This is a genomic window from Capillibacterium thermochitinicola (assembly GCF_013664685.1).
GTDB classification, from domain to species: Bacteria; Bacillota; UBA4882; order UBA10575; family UBA10575; genus Capillibacterium; species Capillibacterium thermochitinicola.
On the sequence record NZ_JAAKDE010000014.1, the window covers coordinates 1 to 17,818 of the forward strand.

Below are 17,818 nucleotides of genomic sequence, written 5' to 3' on the forward strand. Positions count from 1 at the left end.
GAACCTCCTTTGCTCCGTTTCAAACTATAGCTAAATTACGTTGTTTCGCACCTTGGTTTATAATTTCCCAGTCTTGCTGTCTTGCTGTCTGACAAGTTCACTGAAAAATATATAATCGGGTTTTCATATTTATTTGTTCTATATAGTCAAATAGTCGCTCAACCAACTGCCCGGTCACCCACGACAACTCTTTTATACCAAGTAAGATACTAATTCAGAGCTTGAAACAGTGAATGGATGAAAATTGAGCGCGCTGTCCTGCCAAGGCATGTATTTACGAGCGACAAATAACAAGCACGGATAAGATTTTCGAAATAGAAAGCAACCTTTCTCTGGGCGTTTTGGTAAAAACCGACCAGAATATTCATTGATGAATGTAAGAAGATCATATTAAAAAGTTAAGACCTTGTCAAGCTGTCAGACTGCTTAACAAAGGATTTGAATTATTGTTTCGCTATTTTAATCTCCAATCCTTCTTTTTTTAAACTTTTTTTGTCGATTTTTTTCCTATGGACGTTTTCCCGTTAACAACTCGGAAACCGTGACCAAAGAATAGCCCTGCCCTTGTAAGGTTTGGATGATTTGCCCAAGGGCCTGCACCGTGGGGACGGTCGGGTGCATCAGAATAATCGCCCCGGGTTTAATTTTGTCGACCACGCGGCGGATAATCACCTCCGGAGCGGGCCGTTGCCAGTCAATGGTGTCGATCGTCCACATGATCGTCCGGTAGCCCAAATTCCCGGCGACCGCCACGATCTGGTCGTTAAATTCACCGTACGGCGGGGCAAACAGCTTCGCCGGTTCGGTGCCGATCACCTCCGCCAAAAGTTGATTATTCTCGACAATCAGCCGCTTCAGTTCATCCCGGCTCATTTGCGCCGGGTGTCCGTGGTAAAGGCCGTGGTTGGCCACCTCATGCCCGGCGGCGTGGATTGCCTTGACCATCTCGGGAAACTTTTTCACCCAGGCCCCGTCGAAAAAGAAGGTTGCTTTTACGCCCCGATCTTGCAGGATCTTGAGGAGCGCCGGCAATTCCGCTTCGCCCCAGGCGACATTAATGGTTAGACTGGCCTTTTTCTGGTCGGTCGGACCTTGAAAGACCGGTGTGAAATATTCTTTGCTCACCGTGGCCGGGATGGCATAAGTGATCAGATTCAGACGGGCACCGGGTTCGGCCGCCAAGACCGCGGCAACCGTGGCTTCAACATCAACCCCCCGCCCCTCTTTTTCGGGGATCACTTCCCCGGTTTCCACAAAGTAACCGGCATTTTGCGGTTCAAGGGTGTAGAACTTCGCCATTTCCGTCACGATGGTCCGCACTTCGTCCGGCAAAAGACGGGCCATCGACCTTCCTTCGAGCATAACTCCATCTTTGACTCCGTACCACCGTCGTTGGATAGCGGACCACTGGGTCACGGCGACCGTACTAAGCACCACCAACAAAACCCACCCGAAAAACCAGGTGATTTTCTTCCGTTCAAGGATAACCAGTTTCATTCTTAGATCCCCCCTTCCGGCGGTTTCGACTGTTCCATACGGGGTTTGGGAAACTGTCGCCCGGTATGGTCCGTATAGGTTTCGCCTTTATGGAGCAACTCGGAGATGGGCACGATGGAAAAACCCTGTCCTTTCAGGATCGGCAGGAGTCTGGCCAAAGCTTGCGGGGTGTTTTTCCCGGCATTGTGAAAGAGCACAATCGAACCGGGTTTGATCCGCTTGAGGATGCGGTCGAGCATCGCCTCGGCCGTTAGATCTTTCCAGTCCAAAGAGTCCACATCCCAGATGATCGTGGTGTAACCACAGGCCCGTGCGGTTTCGATCACTTTGTTGTTATACTCGCCAAAGGGCGGACGGAATAAGGTGGGACTTTGACCGGTAAGTTCTTTAATTAAATGATGGGTCCGGTTTAGCTCATGGGCGATCTCCCGTTCACTTAAACTGTTCATATGGGGATGGGTGTAAGAATGGTTGCCCACTTCATGGCCTTCGGCGGCAATCCTTTTCACCATCTCCGGGTATTTCTCCACCCATAAACCACAGAGGAAAAAAGTGGTCCGGACCTGATTTTCCCGGAGAATTCGCAATAAATCAGGCGTTTGGTCTGCTCCCCAGGTGGCATCAAAGGAGATGGCGATCTTCTTTTCATCGGTGCCAACCGCATAAATCGGGATAATCCGTTGGCCAAGCAAGACTGCGACTTGCAGCGCGGTCCGGCGTAAAACTACCGGGTGGGAAAAATACCAGAAGACAAAGGCGGCCAGCAGACCAAGGCCCAGCGCTTTCCAGCGGGAAAAATAATAGATGCGCATCGGCCGATCCCTCTCTTGGCTTTTTGCGTGTCCCTGCAACGGCGCAGAGACCGTCGTTTGATCGCTAAAAAATATGTACGAAGGCCACAAGCTAGAACAGGAAAAAACGGCGTGAAAGAAAAAAGGCTGCCCGCTTGCACGAACAGCCTCCGCCGCCAACCATCTCGCTTCGTGATACCAATCTTTCTTCTTTTATTCAGTACGTTGAACCGCTTCCCCCCGCACGATGGTGGCCACCCTTTCCATCACGCCGGGCGGGCCCAGGATTTCCCCGATCCCCAGCAGTTCTTTCCGTACTTGAGCAGCGCGCTCGGGAATTTCCAAAAAGAGACGGGCCTGGAGGACAAGATCATTCACGGTCAACCCGTCTTGAACCAATTCGGGGACAATCTTTTGCCCTTTGATTAAATTGGGCAACGCCACCATCAATGGTTGGTTGTTCTCTTTATTCCTCAAAACACGGAAGAGAAGGGCCGACACGTTCGAAACCCGGTAAATGACGATCATTGGCAAACCAAGCAAGGCCGCTTCCAAAGTGGCAGTTCCGGAAGCCAAAATCCCAAAATCAGCCGCCGCCATTAAATTATACGTTTCGGCGGAGGTCGTCGTCTCCACCGCCAAACTGGGATATTGCTCCAGGAAGTTCTTGATCAGCCTCTGGTCGATCGTCGGGGCCACCGGCAGGAAAAACCGTAAGTCTTTCCACTCCGCCGCCAGTTCCGCCGCCGCTGCCAACATCACCGGGAGCAACGTCTGGACCTCCTGCTTCCGGCTGCCGGGCATCAGAAGGATCACCTTCTCCGCCGGAGCCAGGTTGTGGCGCCGCCGCCAGTCCGCCGGGGCCAGTTGCGGCCGCACCCGGTCGACCAGCGGGTGTCCGACGTAGGTAACCTTCAAATTTTGATAACGCCGGTAAAAATCGGCCTCAAATGGCAGCACCGAAGCAACATGCTTCACACAACGGGCGAGACGGTCGGCCCGCTTTTTCCCGTAGGCCCAGGCCGACGGAGGAAAGAGACAGACCACCGGGATGGACAGGGCCGCCGCCTGTTCGGCGAGAAGGCGGTTGAATCCGCCAAAATCAACCCAAACCACCACATCCGGCCGGTTTTCCTGCAAGAAGCGGGTGAATTCGGCCAAACGGCGTTTGAAAACCCAGACTTTCTTTGCCGCTTCCCAAAAACCGATCGTACTCTCCGCGGTCGGATCAAACAAGATTTCCGCCCCGGCCGCCGCCATTAAAGGACCGCCCATCCCCCACACCCGGGCTTCGGGGTCCTGCTTTTTAAGCTCCCGGATGAGCGCCGCCGCGTGTAAATCGCCGGAATGCTCCCCGGCGGAGATAAAATATTTCACATTCGGGCCTCCTCTCGCCACTCCATATGGATCGCCCCCGGCGTCACCTTAAACCGTTCCAGCCGGACCGGCCAGGGAATCTCCAGGGGAAACTCCCAGCTTAGTTGGGGGGCGTACTTGTTAAACAAATCTGCCCAGAGTGCAACGCCGGCCACTTTCAGCGCTAAAGGGGCCAGCCGCAGACTGCGGCCGGAAGCCTTTTCCAACGAAGCACTGGCGCTAAAGGGCAAACGCCTTTCTCCAAACAGCGCAAGAAAACCTTCCACTTCGACCTGGCCTTCCTTTAAATAGACCGTTGGTTCCAGCTCCGGCAGATCCTGCCGCATCAGGGCTGTTAATTCTTCTTCGACAAGCTCAAGCCGCACGTGGGTCTCCGCCAGTTCCTGAAGGACAAATTCGCCCTGCCAAAGCAAGGCGCCAACGTCAAACTGCCCGCCTTTACTACGGAACGAAACGTTGGAAAAGACCGGCCCTTGGGCAAACCCTAACCGGTTGGCGGAGAACTCAACCGCTCCCACCTTTCCGTTCAGGAGGTCCCCCAGGCGCAGGGGGGCCATCTTCAGTTCGACCCCTTCCGCTACCCGGGCCTGCGCGATCAGCGTCCGGGTGAGATTTTGCTTGACCACCGCCGTCAGTAAGGAGCTCGTCCCGAATAACCCGAAAACCAAGAGGAGGAAGCCCACCCCAAGACCGCGTTTAACCACTGTCTTCCCCCTTTTTCTTATCCTTTATTGAACGGAGAACGTAAGAAGGACTCAATAAAAAGATCAATCTCCCCATCCATTACCGCCTGGACGTTTCCGGTCTCCACCTCGGTCCGGTGGTCTTTCACCAGCGTATAGGGGCAGAAGATATAAGAACGGATCTGGCTTCCCCAGGCGATCTCCATCTGCTCACCCTTAATCTGTTCGAGCTTTGCCTGTTGTTCCTTGCGGTACATCTCGGCCAGTTTCGCCTTTAAGAGCCGCATGGCCGTTTCTTTATTCTGAAACTGGGAGCGTTCGTTCTGGCAGGCCACGACAATCCCGGTCGGGAGGTGGGTAATCCGCACCGCCGAATCGGTCTTATTGACGTGTTGCCCGCCGGCCCCACCCGACCGGTAAGTGTCGATCTTTAGTTCGTCCGGGCGGATTTCAATCTCGAATTCGTCATTAAACTCCGGTGTGACATCCACTGAGCTGAAAGAGGTATGGCGCCGCCCGGAGGCATCAAAGGGCGAGATCCGCACCAGACGGTGGACCCCCTTTTCGCTCCGCAAGTTCCCGTAGGCGTTCTCCCCCTGAATAAAGAGGGTCGCGCTCTTGATCCCGGCTTCTTCGCCCGGCAGGAGCTCAATCAGGTCAACTTTATAATCATGCCGTTCGGCCCAGCGGGTGTACATCCGCAGCAACATGCTGGCCCAGTCCTGGGATTCGGTTCCGCCCGCGCCCGGATGAATGGACAGATAGGCGTTACTACGGTCAAACTCACCCTTCAGGAAGGTGGTCAGTTCAAGGCGGTCCACCGCGTTCGCCAACGCTTTAACGCCCCGCGCCACCTCGGCCATGACTTCGGTATCGTCTTCCGCCAGTGCCAGTTCCAGCAGCTCACCGTTGTCGGCCAGTTGTTTTTCCAAGGTTTCGACCGCCTGGATCTCCTGCCGGTAACGGTTCAATTCTTGCATAACCTGCTGGGCTTTCTGTTGATCCGTCCAAAAATCCGGGGCCGTTGTTTCGGCTTCTAATTCCTGCACCCGTTTACTTTTCCTCTCGAGGTCAAAGATATTCCCTCATTTTGGCGACGCGTAACTGCAAATCGTTAATCTGGTTTTTCACTTCTGCTACTTCAATCATGGATTTACCTCCTGTCTTTACTAATTTATGGACCGATCGTCATTAATTAAGCACCGCAACACTTTTTATATTTCTTCCCGCTGCCGCACGGGCAAGGATCGTTCCGTCCGACTTTCTTGCCCGTCTTGCGCTGCTGGACAACCGGGGCCCCGTCTTCGCCCCGGTTGGTGACAATGTTGGTAATCCGCCGCTCGGGACGGGGCGCTTCCTGGGTAAATTCCATCTTGAAAACGTAGCGCACCACATCCTCCTTGATCGCGTAGAGCAACTCCTGGAACATCTGGTAAGATTCGATTTTATAGACCACCAAGGGATCTTCTTGCGCATAGGCCCGCAGCCCGACCCCTTCGCGCAGATCATCCATGTTTTGAAGGTGATCGATCCAGAGGTTGTCAATGGTACGGAGCATGATATAGCGTTCGATCGCCCGCATGTTCGCCGCGCCAATCCGCTCTTCCTTGTCCGCGTAGAACCGGACCGCGGCGTCATAGAGAAATTCTTTGAGCCGTTCGGCCTGGCCTTGGGCCGCTGTCGCCAGTTCTTCCGCGGTGTAGGTCTTCACGGGCAGAAAAATCTGCTCGGCGGCTTGTAAGATATTGTCAAACTCCCATTCTTCCGGGAGGCGGGCATCAGTATGGGCCAACACCAGTTGGGCAATGACGTCCCGGAGCGCCTCAAGCACCTGATCCTTGAGGTCCTCGCCCAGCAACAACTTCCGGCGCAGACTGTAAATGGTTTCCCGCTGTTTATTGAGGACGTCGTCATACTCCAGCACTTGCCGCCGGATCTCAAAGTTGCGCATTTCCACCCGGCGTTGGGCATTCTCGATTGCCTTGGCGATCCGCGGATGTTCGATCGGCATGTCGTCTTCCCATCCCAAGCGTTCCATCCACTGGACGATCGTTTCGCCGCCGAACAAACGCATCAGGTCATCATCCATGGCCACGAAAAACCGGGAAGAACCGGGGTCACCCTGCCGACCCGCCCGGCCCCGCAGCTGATTGTCAATCCGCCGGCTTTCGTGCCGTTCCGTACCGATAATGTGCAGCCCGCCCAGGCTGACCACTTGTTCATGCTCCCGCTCGGTGATCGCCTTGGCTTCCTGAAGCGCCGCCGCCACCTCTTCGGGGGTGGCCTCTTCCGGGTTGCCCTTCTTCTTCAAGATCTCCCGGGCCAGGGCTTCCGCGTTCCCCCCAAGGATGATGTCGGTCCCCCGCCCGGCCATATTGGTGGCAATCGTCACCATCCCCAACCGGCCGGCCTGGGCGATAATCTCCGCCTCTTGCTCGTGGTATTTGGCGTTTAAAACCTGGTGTTTAATGCCTTTCCTGGTCAAGGCCTTAGATAAGGCCTCCGATTTCTCGATCGAAATTGTCCCCACCAGCACCGGGCGGCCGGTTTTATGCACCGTTTCAATCTCCTCCAGTACCGCCCGGAACTTGGCTTCCGACGTTTTATAAACCACATCGGGGTAATCGATCCGGATCATCGGCAGATTGGTGGGGATTACCACCACATCCAAACCGTAGATCTTCCGGAACTCCAGTTCTTCGGTCTCCGCCGTTCCGGTCATCCCGGCCAGTTTCTCATACATCCGGAAGTAATTCTGGAAGGTGATCGTCGCCAGCGTTTGGCTCTCCCGTTCAATCTTCACGTTCTCCTTCGCTTCGATTGCCTGGTGGAGGCCCTCGCTGTAACGGCGCCCGAACATCAAACGCCCGGTGAACTCATCCACAATGATCACCTGGCCGTCTTTGACCACATAATCGCGGTCCCGCTTCATCAATTCTTTGGCTTTTAAGGCCTGGATCAGATGGTGGACAAGGGTGGTCCGCTCCGGGGCGTAGAGGTTGTCGATCCCCAACCGTTTCTCAACCTTGGCCACCCCTTCTTCGGTTACCGCCACCGAGCGGGCTTTTTCATCGACCGTATAGTCGACATCCCGCTTCAACTGGTTGGCAATCCGGGCAAAATCCGAGTAGTGCCGGGTTGATTCCTCCGCCTGCCCCGAAATGATCAGCGGGGTGCGGGCTTCGTCGATTAAGATACTGTCCACTTCGTCGACGATGGCATAATGCAATTCCCTCTGGACCAGTTCCTTTTGGGAAATCGCCATGTTGTCCCGGAGATAGTCAAATCCGAATTCGTTATTCGTCCCGTAGGTGATATCGGCGTTATAGGCTGCCCGGCGCTCCTCCGGGTTTAGGCCATGGATGATCACGCCGACCGACAGCCCGAGAAAGCGGTAGATCTTACCCATCCATTCACTGTCCCGCTTCGCCAGGTAATCGTTGACCGTCACCACATGAACGCCCCGGCCCGTCAACGCGTTCAGGTAGGCGGGTAGCGTGGCCGCCAGAGTCTTGCCTTCGCCCGTTTTCATCTCGGCAATTTTCCCTTCGTGCAGTACGACCCCACCGATCAACTGCACATCATAGTGGCGTTGGCCGAGGGTGCGTTTGGCCGCCTCCCGCACCGTTGCAAAGGCCTCGGGGAGCAAATCGTTAAGGGTTTCCCCCTTCTGCAAGCGAGCCTTAAACTCAGCGGTTTTATTTTTCAGCTCCTGATCGGACAGGCGCATAAATTCGGCTTCCAACTCATTGATCCGCGTTACCAGCGGCGCGATCCGGTTTAACTCCTTTTGGTTGGTGTCCCACATGTTCCGAAAAAACTTCAGCATCGGCTTCGCCCTCTCTTCCCCACAAGCCATTTTCACGACAAAAAACCAAGTCCGAATGTATCCAGGCAATACTAATAAACTATTATATCATTACCTGTTTACGGAAACAACTTTTTATATGTCCCCCGCCGCCGGAGAAGCGGTAAAAGCTGACGCCAAGCCAAAGCCCCCAGGTAGCCGATGCTCGCCACCATGACAATGATCGCCCCCGACGGGAGGTTCAGCTGGTAAGAGAAGACCAGCCCGCTCAGGATAAAGAGGAAACTCAAACCCGTGGCCAAGAGCATCATACGGTGTAAACTATGGGTGAGAAGCCCCGCCACCGCCGCCGGTAATGTCAATAACGCAATGACCATGATCAAACCGACCACTTTCATCAGGATCACTACCGTCAAGGCGATCAGGGCAAGCAGTAAAATGTACAACGCCTTGACCGGCAGCCCCCGCAAGCGGGCGTACTCTTCATCATAACAAACCAAAAGAAACTGGCGGTAAAAGACCGCCACCACCAACAGGATGACCAGATCCAGGAGGAAAAGCGCCCAAAGCACCGGTTCCGTAACCATGAGAATATTACCGAAGAGAAAACTCATCAGATCCACGCTGTAGCCGGGAGTTAAGGCCATAAAAATAATCCCCACCGCCATGCCCACCGCCCATAAAGCCCCGATAACAATGTCCTCGTGCTGGCGGGCGGTCAGATTGATCAACCCGAGTAAAACGGCGGAACATAAAGCAGCCAGCGCCGCCCCGACCAGCGGATCTTGGCCCAGATAATAGGCAACGCCGATTCCCCCCAGCACCGCGTGGGCGATCCCGCCGCTGATAAAAGTGATCCGTTTCACCACCACATAAACGCCGGACACCCCGCAGGCCAGACTCGAAAGAGCCCCGGCCAAGACCGCATTTTGGATAAATTTATATTGCAACAAGGCCGCCCAAAAAGTACCCATCATTGCCCACCCCGCACCATACTCGTTTTTCCGCCATACCAGCCGGGAAACGAGCCCGAACCGCTTCCCCCCCGGCTGGTACCACGACAAACGACGGTTGAGATAGACCGCTTGGCGGAAATGGGAAGCGATATACCCCAGATCATGGGAGACCAAAACGATGGTGACTTCCTGGTTCAGCCGGGCCAGTAATTCGTAGATATCCTCGGCCACCGCCGGATCCACGCTGGCCGTGGGTTCGTCGAGGAGCAATAATTGGGGGCGGCCGGCCAGCGCCCGGGCGATCAAGGTACGCTGCTTTTGCCCCCCCGACAAGTCACCAAAACGCATGCCGGCCAGGTCTTCAACACCCACTGCCCGCATTGCCGCATAAGCTTCTGCATAGTCTTCCCTGCGGTAGCGGGGAAAAAAACTGTTGGGGGCCAACCGTCCCATCAGCACAACCTCCAGCGCGGAAACGGGAAAATCCCGGTCTAAAGCGTTCTGTTGCGGAACATAACCGATCAAACGCCGTGCTTTCCGGGGTGGTTGGTTGAAGATCCGGATCTCGCCTTGTCGCGGTTCCAAGCTGCCTATGAGCAGGCGGAGAAGCGTCGTTTTCCCCCCGCCGTTCGGCCCGACAATCGCCAGAAAATCGCCGGCGCCGACCGTCAGATTGATCTCCTCGAGGACCAGCCGGTCTTCATAAGCAAAACTAACCTGGTGAAGTTCAATCGCTTTCCCCACTTCGATCGTTACTCTCCTTAATCGCCTGGGCAATCCGGCGCATATTGGTTAAATAATCTTCCGCCAGCGGGTCAATGGAGACCACCTGTCCGTTCACCGCCCGGGCCACCGCTTCCGCGGCCGTTGAGTTAAACTGACGTTGGATAAAGACCACGCGGATCCCTTGGGTTTTTGCATAGTCGATCAACTGGGCCAGTTCGCGGGGGCCTGGTTCTTTGCCCTCCACTTCCAGCGGGACTTGTTTGAGCCCGTACCGGTCGGTCAAATAACCCCAGGCAGGATGGTAGACCATCAGCGTCTTCCTTTTTAAACCGTCGAAGGTCGCCTGGAGCTCCGCGTGGAGCTGGTCCAGCTCCGTGTGGAATCTGTTCAGGTTCGCTTGGTAGTATTCCCGGTAGTCGGGGTCGAAGGCCGCCAGAGTCCGGTAAACCGTTTCCGCCTGGACTTTAACCAGTAACGGATCGAGCCAGATATGGGGGTCCTTCAGGCCGGTTCCGTTGTGACCGTGCCCATCCGGCGTATCCGCTTCCGCCGCTTCCTCCCCCGGCGCATGGCAGATGGCGTCCTCCACCTCGCGCAGCGGAACACCTTCCCGGGTATCAACCATAATCATTTCCGGGTTCAGCCTTTGAAGCCGGTCAATCCAAGCCGTTTCAAAGGGCACGCCAATCCGGAAGTAAATATGGGTTTCAGCCAACGCACTCATCTGCTGCGGTAACGGTTCATAAGTGGCCGGGTTTTGCCCGGGACCAACCATCACGGCCACGGAAACCCGTTCCCCGCCGATCCGTTCCACAAAGTATTTCTGCGGAAGAATACTGACAAATACCTTAATCTTATCCCTCTCCCCGTCGCGAAGGGTGACGGAAGTGAACAGTTTGCTTCCGACTCCGACTGCCACCGCCAGCAGCAAACCGCCGCCAAAGAGAGATAAAACCTTCCCCCACGGCCTTTGGTGCTTGTTCACGAAAAGTCCCCCCATCCCTTGAGCAGGGCATTAACGTTGTTCTCAATCCTATTTTTGTTCAACGGCGCAGACCAAATGGAGCGAATGGCACTCGCTGCATTTCATCAACAGGTGGTTTTGGGAAAATTCCTGCCAGTGCTTTTGTTGTTGCGGGGTCAGGATTCCGGTCCCGCGGCACAACGGGCAGGTACTTTCCAAAGCAGCCATAATCGCCGTCCGGATAAACTCAGAACGATTGGGGATCCCATCCAGCGCTTTACTTAAAGTTTCGTCCACCTTAAAGGTGATCACTTCTTGTTTCTTTTGCGGACTCATCTTCTTTCCTCCCCAACTAACCGCAACCAGCACGTGGCTTCGTATTACTCTGTAATACCTTCTCTAAATTATCGTTTTCTTTTGTTCATCTGTCAAGACCGAACCCGTAAAATTTGGGAAAATTGCCATCTGGGGCAAATTGTGCTAAGATTAATACTGTTGGCGAAAGGAGGCCAAACAGGATGAACTTAGAAGCCGAACATTTAAAAAAGCTAATCACCTTTCAAAAGAACGAGCTGACCGAGTACCAGATTTACCAACGGCTGGCTCACATGGTCCCGAACCCAACCAACCAGGAGATCCTCAGGAAGATAGCCGCCGAAGAACTTCACCATTACCGGGTTTACCGCAAATATACGCAAAGGGACGTTAAAGCAAACCGTTTCAAGATCTTCTTCTTTACCTGGTGTGCCCGGCTCTTCGGGCTTACCTTCAGCCTCAAACTGATGGAAACGGGCGAAAAAGAAGCCAAGGAGAATTATCAAGAACTAAGTGACCGCATCCCGGAAGTCGCCCAGATTATTACCGAGGAACAGGAACATGAACATCAACTCCTTGATTTGTTGGAAGAAGAGAGTCTTAACTATGTCAGCTCGATCGTGCTCGGGCTCAACGACGCCCTGGTCGAACTGACGGGAACTTTGGCCGGACTGACTTTCGCGCTCCAGAATAACCGTTTGACTGCTTTGTCCGGTTTAATCACCGGAATCGCCGCTTCGTTTTCGATGGGTGCTTCCGAGTACCTGTCCAACAAAGCAGGCGGGGGCAAGCCCGCGGAGGCCTTCAAATCCGCCCTCTATACCTGGGTCGCCTATCTCTTCACCGTTTTTGCCTTAATCTTGCCCTACTTGTTGACGGCCAACTACTCCCTCAGTCTGGCCTTAACACTGATCATCGGTGTCGTTATTATCCTGGTCTTTAACTACTATATTGCCGTCGCCAAGGACTTGTCCTTCTGGCCCCGTTTTCTGGAGATGACCGTCATCAGTCTGGGCGTGGCCGGTCTCAGCTTTGTCATCGGGATTTTACTCCGGGTCTTCCTGCAGGTCGAGATCTAGTCCGTCTTCCTGCTGGTCAAGGTCTAACCCCGTTTTTCGGCGGGTAAGCTCAAACTCCGACTCCCTGCCGGTCCCATCGCCGTCGACCACCAACCGTTTTTCTTGGGGCTTAAGGCAAAATAAAAAGCAAGCTCTTTTTGGAGCTTGCTTTTTTGACATTTGTCACCGGCGGGGTGAGCTTATTGCCTTTCCCCCTTGACCAAAGGACCAATCCGCTCAATCCGGTTGGTCCAGATTCCTCCGGTATAGTTGAGTGGAAGCAACGCCAGGTCTTCTTCCGTATCAAACCCTTCCGACCAGCGCCCATCCCCCAACACCAAAACAATGCGGGTGTTGGCCCTTTCCATCCGCTTGAGAAACCGGTGGGGCCACCCCCAAAGCCAACGGGCATAACGCAAGGGAAGGTGCAGATGGGTGTTGCGCATCGCCGGCGGCACATAACCCGTCCAGCCGACCACCAAATAGGAAAGGACGGCTTTGAGGATGGTCCGCTTCGACATTACCCGCAAGTGGGGAAAAGCGCCCTTGATTGCAGCCAGTGGTTCAGCATCACCGTAAAAGGTGAGGCGGTTAAGTTGCGCCGGGGGAAGGCCGCGCAAATATTCAACCAACAAGGAGCCCAGTTGCGGCTCGTTACTTTTCAGGTGAACCAAAAACGACCGTTCGGGAAAGGCCGTTAAAACCTCGTCGAGGGAAGGCATCAGGCCAATCCCGGTGCCCCGGAAGGGAAAGGATTTACCCCCGTCGGCGGTATAGCCGTAACCGATGTCAAGTTTTTTCAGTTCCGCCATGGTATAATCCCCAACCCTGCCTTGGCCGTTGGTCCGGTAGTCCAGCCGGTGATCATGGAAAACCGCAAACTGTCCGTCCTTTGTCAACTGAAGATCAAACTCCACCAGATCGGCACCCGCCGCAAAGGCCGCCGCCATCGAAGGGATGGTATTCTCCAAGTAGGCGTGTTCCGGCGGGTAGATGCGTGCGGCCGTATTGGTGTCCCATTGGATTCCGGTCAGGGGAAAGGTCTGATGGACCCCCCGGTGGGCAACGAAGAAAGGTGGTTTGTCCGCGGTTCCAACCAAGAAGGAACTATTGTTTAAATAAATGAAGATGATGAAGACCAGCGGAACCAGGATGGTCCGGCTTCGCCATTTTTGCTTTCCGATTTTGTATCCCCCATTTCATCAATTTTCATTATGGGTTTGTGGGCCGCTTAAGCAATCGCCCGCGTGGGCGACTACCGTGGATATATACCAATATAACATATATTTAAAAGAATAAATAAGAATAAATGAACTTTTTCCGTGCCGTATTCGTCATACGTACGGGGTGATGTACTTGGCACAAGAAATAATAAATCTGGAAAAGGTCGACAAGTCCTTTTCCGGGATTCCGGTGATCGACAACCTGTCCTTCACAGTCCGCCGGGGAGAAATCTTGGGGTTTTTAGGACCCAACGGTGCCGGAAAGACCACCACCATCCGTTTACTCAACGGGGTAATTACCCCCGATACCGGCCGCTTAACCGTGGCCGGGTTCGATCCGGTTACCGCCGGGGACGAAGTAAGGAAAAGATGTGGTGTCCTCACCGAATCAGCCGCTTTGTACGGGCCGATGACCGCCCGCGAAAACCTGCTTTTCTTCGCCGAGCTCTATGCCGTGGCCAACCCCGCGCGCCGGGTGGAAGAACTGCTTGACGTTTGCGGTTTGCTTCCCCACGCCGACAAGAAAGTGGCGGTGTTCAGTACCGGAATGAAAAAACGCTTGGGTATCGCCAAAGCCCTGCTCCACCAACCGGAGATACTCTTCCTGGATGAGCCGACCACCGGTTTGGACCCGGAAGGTGCCCGGGCGCTCCTGGACTACATTAAAGAACTAAACCAACGTTTTGCCGTAACGATCGTCCTGGCCACCCATCTTTTGCCACAAGTCGAAGCGCTCTGCCACCGCTTTATCTTCATTGACCGGGGCCGCCTCCTGGCGGAGGGGACCTTTGCCGAACTGGCGGATAAATACCTTACCACCCTCAGCTTGCAGGTGGAGACCGATCTAACGATCACCGGAACCGAATTCCGGGGTTTTCTCCTGGAGAAGAGCACCCCCGGTTTTCTCCAGTTTAAATTGGAACGAAAGGAACAGATTCCTCTTCTTTTAAAAGAACTGCTCGCCACCGGGCCCGTTTATTCCGCCAAGATCATCGGTCGTGATTTGGAGACCCTCTACTTTCGGATCAAGGAGGAAAAAGCATGAACAAAAGAGCCGCCAAGGCTATTATCACCAAAGATATCAAGGCGATCAGCAGCAATATCCAGCTTTGGTTGCCAATGATCGTCGTTCCGCTCTTCTTTAGCCTGGTCCTCCCGTTAGTTTTGGTTCTGCCGGCCCGGTTCACCGATCTGAGCGCCATAGGAAACTCTGATGTAATAATGAGGCTTTTTTCGCAACTACCGCCGGGGAGGCTCCGGGAGACCATCTTCGCTTTTCCCGCGGTCCAGCAGCAAATTGTCTATTTCACCGTCAATTACCTGTTCGCCCCCTTTTTTCTCCTGATTCCGTTAATGACCGCCAGTGTCATTGGGGCCAACAGTTTCGCCGGGGAAAAAGAGCGCAAAACCTTGGAAACCCTTTTGTTCGCCCCCCTCGACCTGAACACGCTGTTTTGGGCGAAAATTCTGGCCGCTTTTCTGCCGGCCACCCTCCTCACCTTGATCTGTTCCTTCCTGTACGGGATCGTCGTCAATATTACGGCTTACCCCCTCTTTGGCCGGCTGATCTTTCCGGAAGGAAACTGGCTTCTCCTTTTGCTCTGGGTCTCTCCCGCCCTCAGTCTGGGCACGGTCTTTGTCAACGTCTTTATTTCCGCCAAGGTCAAGGGGTTTCAGGAAGCCTTCCAACTGAGCGGGCTGGTGATCCTGCCCATCCTCGGTCTTTTTATCGGACAGCTCTTCGGCATCCTCCTGGTCAGCAGTGTTTTCCTGTGGTGGTTTGGTGCCGCTTTGTGGTTCATCAACTTTCTCCTCTTGAAAAAATGCGGCCGTTTTTTAAACCGCGACCAACTTTTTACCAGTCAAGTTTCATAAATTCTCCTTGAAGCGGGGTGCAGCAGAGTGGGCGAAAAATTGACCCCAAAGAACCCGGTCAAAGGAGCCGGTGGGCTCGACGACCAAACACTGGCGGCCTTGCTCCAAGCCAATTACCGCTATGTGCTTGGTTATTTTCTCAAACTCACCCAGGACCCCAATCTGGCCCAGGATTTAACGCAGGAAACGATGGTCAAGGCAATCAAAAAAAGCGGCCAATACCGGCAGGAGTCCTCTTTCGCTTCCTGGTTGATTTCGATCGGCACCAACCTTTACCGCGACGATTGGCGCCGCCAAAAAAGACTGGAGAAACGGTACCAAGCCCTCTCCGAAAGGAACAACCGGTCCGCCCCCGCGGAGGCGGTCCCGGTCAACACCATCACCCTTAAACAAGCCTTGCTCCGGCTTCCGTTAAAAAAAAGGACCCCCTTGGTCCTGAAGTACTATTATGATTATTCCTACGAAGAAATTGCCGCCATAATGAAAGTACCCGTCGGCACGGTCCGTTCCCGTCTGTATGCGGCTGTGCGTGCGTTACGGGACAGTCTAGCCAGTAGAGAGGAGTGACCGGCAATGCGCACCGAAAAAGAGTTTCACACGGCACTGCACCAACTAAAAGAACCGTTGGATGCCTTTGGCCAGGAGGTCGAAGCGATGGTCGCAGAGATCCCCACACCCCCTATCGACCATTTTCAAAGGCTGGTGGTCGAAACCCGCCACCGCACCCGGCGGTGGATGGTCTTGGAGAACCTGCTCTTTCTGCTCGTCGCCTTCGGCTTTTTGAGCGGGGTTGGTCTCTTGCTCCAAAAGGGTTATCTGTTCCCGGTGATGGCCGGTTATATCGGGATCAGCGTGCTTTTGCCTTTTCTCATCCTCTGGCCGCCAACTCCCCATAAAAAGGAGGTTTATTAACTTGAGCAATACGGAAAGACTGGTTTGGTGGGCTTATGCCCTGATTGCTGTTCTCCTCCTAGCACAAGCGCTTTGGATCTTTCAGGACGCACGGAAACGCGGCGAAAACGCCTGGCTTTGGGGCCTTTTGGGCTTATTGAACATCCCTTCGTCCCTCCTTGTCTACCTGTTAGTGACAAGAAGGAAAAAAAACAAGCCAAATTAGTCCAGTTTTTCTTGCCGCTTTAACCAGCGGGCTATCATACCGAGGACAAGCCCAAACAGAAGATGGAGGAAGAGAAAGAGGAGCACTTCCACGGGAGTCCGCGGGTGGGCGCTCAGTTTAACGATGGGTAATGACGCCAGTCCGCTATAGGAAGCCAACCAGAGAAAGGCCCCGTAAATCAGGCCTTTGGTTCGGAAGTAACGGTCTCCGGTATAAACCAGAAGCGCGATAAAGACGATCCCAAGGAAAGCACTGTAAACTTTACAAGCAATAAACCCTAAAAATGCGCCCAGGAAGTTCTTATGGACGTATTCCAGTGGCAAAAGCAAACTAGCCGCATGGTGAAAGAGAGGGTGGCCAAGAATCTTCAGTTTCCACAGAATAAACTCGGGAATACTCATCGCAAGATCAGCAACAACTCCGGCCAAGGCACCAGAGATTAATTTGTCCCGTAACAATTTTCTTCCTCGTCTCCTGTTTAGTCTTTTTGTTAATATTCCCCCGAACCATTTCGTTTATCGGCCTTGCCACTTAAAAACATAGTCGTTAACCTGAACACCCAGGACCGCAGCTACCTGCGGACATTTGGCCTTCAAAAGGAAAAAGAGGCCGCGGCCCTCCTCGTCCATCAGCGCTTCAAAGTTACCCTGTCCTTTGCTGATCACTAGGTCGGCCTGGTAAAACAGAGTGACGAACTCCTCGGTACACTCCTCCAGAATCAACCCCGGAGTCGTGGCGCCGGTCGACACCACCTTAATCCGGGGGTCGAATCCGGAGGCACGGACATCGTCCACGGTGGCATCATTGATCACTGGTTCTCCCCGGACAGCGTAGATGATCTCAAAGTCCGACAGGTAATCCAATAAGAGACGGTCAAAGACGGTCTCACCGGCATTATCCCCAATAATTAACAGGTTTTTCGCCCGCTCCAGTTCCCTTTGGAAGCGGGTCAGATCACAAACCGCAAACGGTTTTACCAATTCGGCTTCGAGGTTTTTCAGCCAGGTGGCACCGTTCCCCAAGGCTGCATCGATAATATTCCCAGTCGCGGCGATCTTTAACGCCCAATAAAGCCGCTCCGCAGGTTCCACCTTTTCCGCCAGGAACCGCTCAAGAAAAGGATAGACTTGTAAAGCTTCACGGATACTTACCTCCTTCACCTCCCGGTAAGGATCGTGCACACCGGTGTGTCTCTTCACAATCTCATGCATCCTGCCGCCAAGTTCCGGCGCATTCCGAAACTGGCGGTATTTGCTCAAAAGCGCGGTGGCTTCCTGCATAATCGCTTCGTGGACCTCAAACCGGTCCGTCGCCAGACGGGAGGCTTCCAAGACCTGCCGCAAAACGCAGGGTAAACAGTCGAGAAAAACTTCCATCGCGCATCCTCCTCTCCATCGGTCTCCACCAAACACCCCCGGGAATCAACAG

18 protein-coding genes are annotated in these 17,818 nt (G+C 54.1%); 5 read left to right on the forward strand and 13 right to left on the reverse strand.

From position 1 onward, the window contains the following. Window positions 1-507: 507 nt before the first annotated feature. From G5B42_RS07275 to G5B42_RS07315, 9 genes are all read right to left on the reverse strand, one after another. Entirely contained in the window at window positions 508-1,497 is a 990-nt protein-coding gene (locus tag G5B42_RS07275) for a polysaccharide deacetylase family protein (RefSeq protein WP_181339805.1), read from the reverse strand. A 2-nt stretch (window positions 1,498-1,499) separates the two neighbouring features. Beyond that, window positions 1,500-2,309: a polysaccharide deacetylase family protein gene (locus G5B42_RS07280; RefSeq protein ID WP_181339807.1), complete on the reverse strand. Its 810-nt coding sequence runs from the start codon at window positions 2,307-2,309 to the stop codon at window positions 1,500-1,502. Window positions 2,310-2,501: 192 nt separating this feature from the next. Then, a complete protein-coding gene (lpxB, locus tag G5B42_RS07285) occupies window positions 2,502-3,665 on the reverse strand; it encodes a lipid-A-disaccharide synthase (protein ID WP_181339809.1) in 1,164 nt (387 codons plus the stop codon). Next, window positions 3,662-4,369, reverse strand: coding sequence for an LmeA family phospholipid-binding protein (locus G5B42_RS07290; protein WP_181339813.1), 708 nt, complete (start codon window positions 4,367-4,369; stop codon window positions 3,662-3,664). The genes lpxB and G5B42_RS07290 overlap by 4 nt, the downstream gene beginning before the upstream one ends. Before the next feature lie 17 nt (window positions 4,370-4,386). Further along, window positions 4,387-5,497 (reverse strand): peptide chain release factor 2 gene (prfB, locus tag G5B42_RS07295; RefSeq protein WP_231133343.1). Its coding sequence is split into 2 segments (ribosomal slippage): window positions 4,387-5,421 and window positions 5,423-5,497, totalling 1,110 coding nucleotides; the frame shifts between segments, so codons are not numbered across the junction. A 46-nt stretch (window positions 5,498-5,543) separates the two neighbouring features. After that, window positions 5,544-8,177, reverse strand: coding sequence for a preprotein translocase subunit SecA (gene secA, locus G5B42_RS07300; protein ID WP_181339819.1), 2,634 nt, complete (start codon window positions 8,175-8,177; stop codon window positions 5,544-5,546). A 98-nt stretch (window positions 8,178-8,275) separates the two neighbouring features. Further along, complete coding sequence (locus G5B42_RS07305; RefSeq protein WP_231133344.1) at window positions 8,276-9,889, reverse strand: metal ABC transporter permease; 1,614 nt, start codon at window positions 9,887-9,889, stop codon at window positions 8,276-8,278. Next, window positions 9,840-10,823, reverse strand: coding sequence for a metal ABC transporter solute-binding protein, Zn/Mn family (locus G5B42_RS07310; protein WP_181339822.1), 984 nt, complete (start codon window positions 10,821-10,823; stop codon window positions 9,840-9,842). The genes G5B42_RS07305 and G5B42_RS07310 overlap by 50 nt, the downstream gene beginning before the upstream one ends. Window positions 10,824-10,871: 48 nt before the next feature. Beyond that, the gene (locus G5B42_RS07315; RefSeq protein WP_181339823.1) at window positions 10,872-11,138 is read right to left on the reverse strand and encodes a ribbon-helix-helix domain-containing protein; all 267 of its coding nucleotides are present in this window, start codon (window positions 11,136-11,138) and stop codon (window positions 10,872-10,874) included. A 182-nt stretch (window positions 11,139-11,320) separates the two neighbouring features. Between G5B42_RS07315 and G5B42_RS07320 the strand changes: the two genes are divergently transcribed. Continuing rightward, on the forward strand, window positions 11,321-12,196 hold the full coding sequence (locus G5B42_RS07320; RefSeq protein ID WP_181339824.1) for a VIT1/CCC1 transporter family protein: 876 nt from the start codon (window positions 11,321-11,323) through the stop codon (window positions 12,194-12,196). Here G5B42_RS07320 and G5B42_RS11870 read toward each other — a convergent pair. Further along, window positions 12,164-12,355 carry a hypothetical protein gene (locus G5B42_RS11870; RefSeq protein ID WP_231133346.1) on the reverse strand — a complete coding sequence of 64 codons (192 nt, stop codon included), beginning with the start codon at window positions 12,353-12,355 and terminating at the stop codon, window positions 12,164-12,166. The two genes, G5B42_RS07320 and G5B42_RS11870, sit on opposite strands and share 33 nt — an antisense overlap. Window positions 12,356-12,375: 20 nt before the next feature. Further along, window positions 12,376-13,275, reverse strand: coding sequence for a glycerophosphodiester phosphodiesterase family protein (locus G5B42_RS07325; RefSeq protein ID WP_231133347.1), 900 nt, complete (start codon window positions 13,273-13,275; stop codon window positions 12,376-12,378). Window positions 13,276-13,525: 250 nt separating this feature from the next. Here G5B42_RS07325 and G5B42_RS07330 point away from each other — a divergent pair, with 250 nt between their 5' ends. The 4 genes from G5B42_RS07330 to G5B42_RS07345 are packed head-to-tail and all read left to right on the forward strand — an operon-like array spanning window position 13,526 to window position 16,185. Next, window positions 13,526-14,443 (forward strand): ABC transporter ATP-binding protein, encoded by a 918-nt coding sequence (locus G5B42_RS07330; RefSeq protein ID WP_181339825.1) that lies wholly within the window; start codon window positions 13,526-13,528, stop codon window positions 14,441-14,443. After that, a complete protein-coding gene (locus tag G5B42_RS07335; RefSeq protein WP_181339826.1) occupies window positions 14,440-15,273 on the forward strand; it encodes an ABC transporter permease in 834 nt (277 codons plus the stop codon). Before G5B42_RS07330 ends, G5B42_RS07335 begins: the two co-directional genes overlap by 4 nt. A gap of 27 nt (window positions 15,274-15,300) precedes the next feature. Beyond that, window positions 15,301-15,840, forward strand: coding sequence for a sigma-70 family RNA polymerase sigma factor (locus G5B42_RS07340; RefSeq protein WP_181339827.1), 540 nt, complete (start codon window positions 15,301-15,303; stop codon window positions 15,838-15,840). Window positions 15,841-15,846: 6 nt separating this feature from the next. Continuing rightward, entirely contained in the window at window positions 15,847-16,185 is a 339-nt protein-coding gene (locus tag G5B42_RS07345; protein ID WP_181339828.1) for a hypothetical protein, read from the forward strand. Between the two features lie 201 nt (window positions 16,186-16,386). Here G5B42_RS07345 and G5B42_RS07350 read toward each other — a convergent pair whose 3' ends face one another. Together G5B42_RS07350 and G5B42_RS07355 are read right to left on the reverse strand one after the other, a co-directional pair. After that, a complete protein-coding gene (locus tag G5B42_RS07350) occupies window positions 16,387-16,848 on the reverse strand; it encodes a DUF6789 family protein (protein ID WP_181339829.1) in 462 nt (153 codons plus the stop codon). A 57-nt stretch (window positions 16,849-16,905) separates the two neighbouring features. After that, window positions 16,906-17,766, reverse strand: a complete 861-nt coding sequence (locus G5B42_RS07355) for a damage-control phosphatase ARMT1 family protein (protein ID WP_181339830.1) — start codon at window positions 17,764-17,766, stop codon at window positions 16,906-16,908. Window positions 17,767-17,818: the final 52 nt, after the last annotated feature.

What these genes read in the sequence shown, in the direction of transcription:
- G5B42_RS07345 (WP_181339828.1), top strand. Translation starts at nt 15,847, where the DNA reads ATGCGCACCGAAAAAGAGTTTCACACGGCACTGCACCAACTAAAAGAA.
- G5B42_RS07335 (WP_181339826.1), top strand. Translation starts at nt 14,440, where the DNA reads ATGAACAAAAGAGCCGCCAAGGCTATTATCACCAAAGATATCAAGGCG.
- secA (WP_181339819.1), bottom strand. Translation starts at nt 8,177, where the DNA reads ATGCTGAAGTTTTTTCGGAACATGTGGGACACCAACCAAAAGGAGTTA.
- G5B42_RS07275 (WP_181339805.1), bottom strand. Translation starts at nt 1,497, where the DNA reads ATGAAACTGGTTATCCTTGAACGGAAGAAAATCACCTGGTTTTTCGGG.
- G5B42_RS07280 (WP_181339807.1), bottom strand. Translation starts at nt 2,309, where the DNA reads ATGCGCATCTATTATTTTTCCCGCTGGAAAGCGCTGGGCCTTGGTCTG.
- G5B42_RS07330 (WP_181339825.1), top strand. Translation starts at nt 13,526, where the DNA reads ATGTACTTGGCACAAGAAATAATAAATCTGGAAAAGGTCGACAAGTCC.
- G5B42_RS07315 (WP_181339823.1), bottom strand. Translation starts at nt 11,138, where the DNA reads ATGAGTCCGCAAAAGAAACAAGAAGTGATCACCTTTAAGGTGGACGAA.
- G5B42_RS07355 (WP_181339830.1), bottom strand. Translation starts at nt 17,766, where the DNA reads ATGGAAGTTTTTCTCGACTGTTTACCCTGCGTTTTGCGGCAGGTCTTG.
- G5B42_RS07320 (WP_181339824.1), top strand. Translation starts at nt 11,321, where the DNA reads ATGAACTTAGAAGCCGAACATTTAAAAAAGCTAATCACCTTTCAAAAG.
- G5B42_RS11870 (WP_231133346.1), bottom strand. Translation starts at nt 12,355, where the DNA reads ATGTCAAAAAAGCAAGCTCCAAAAAGAGCTTGCTTTTTATTTTGCCTT.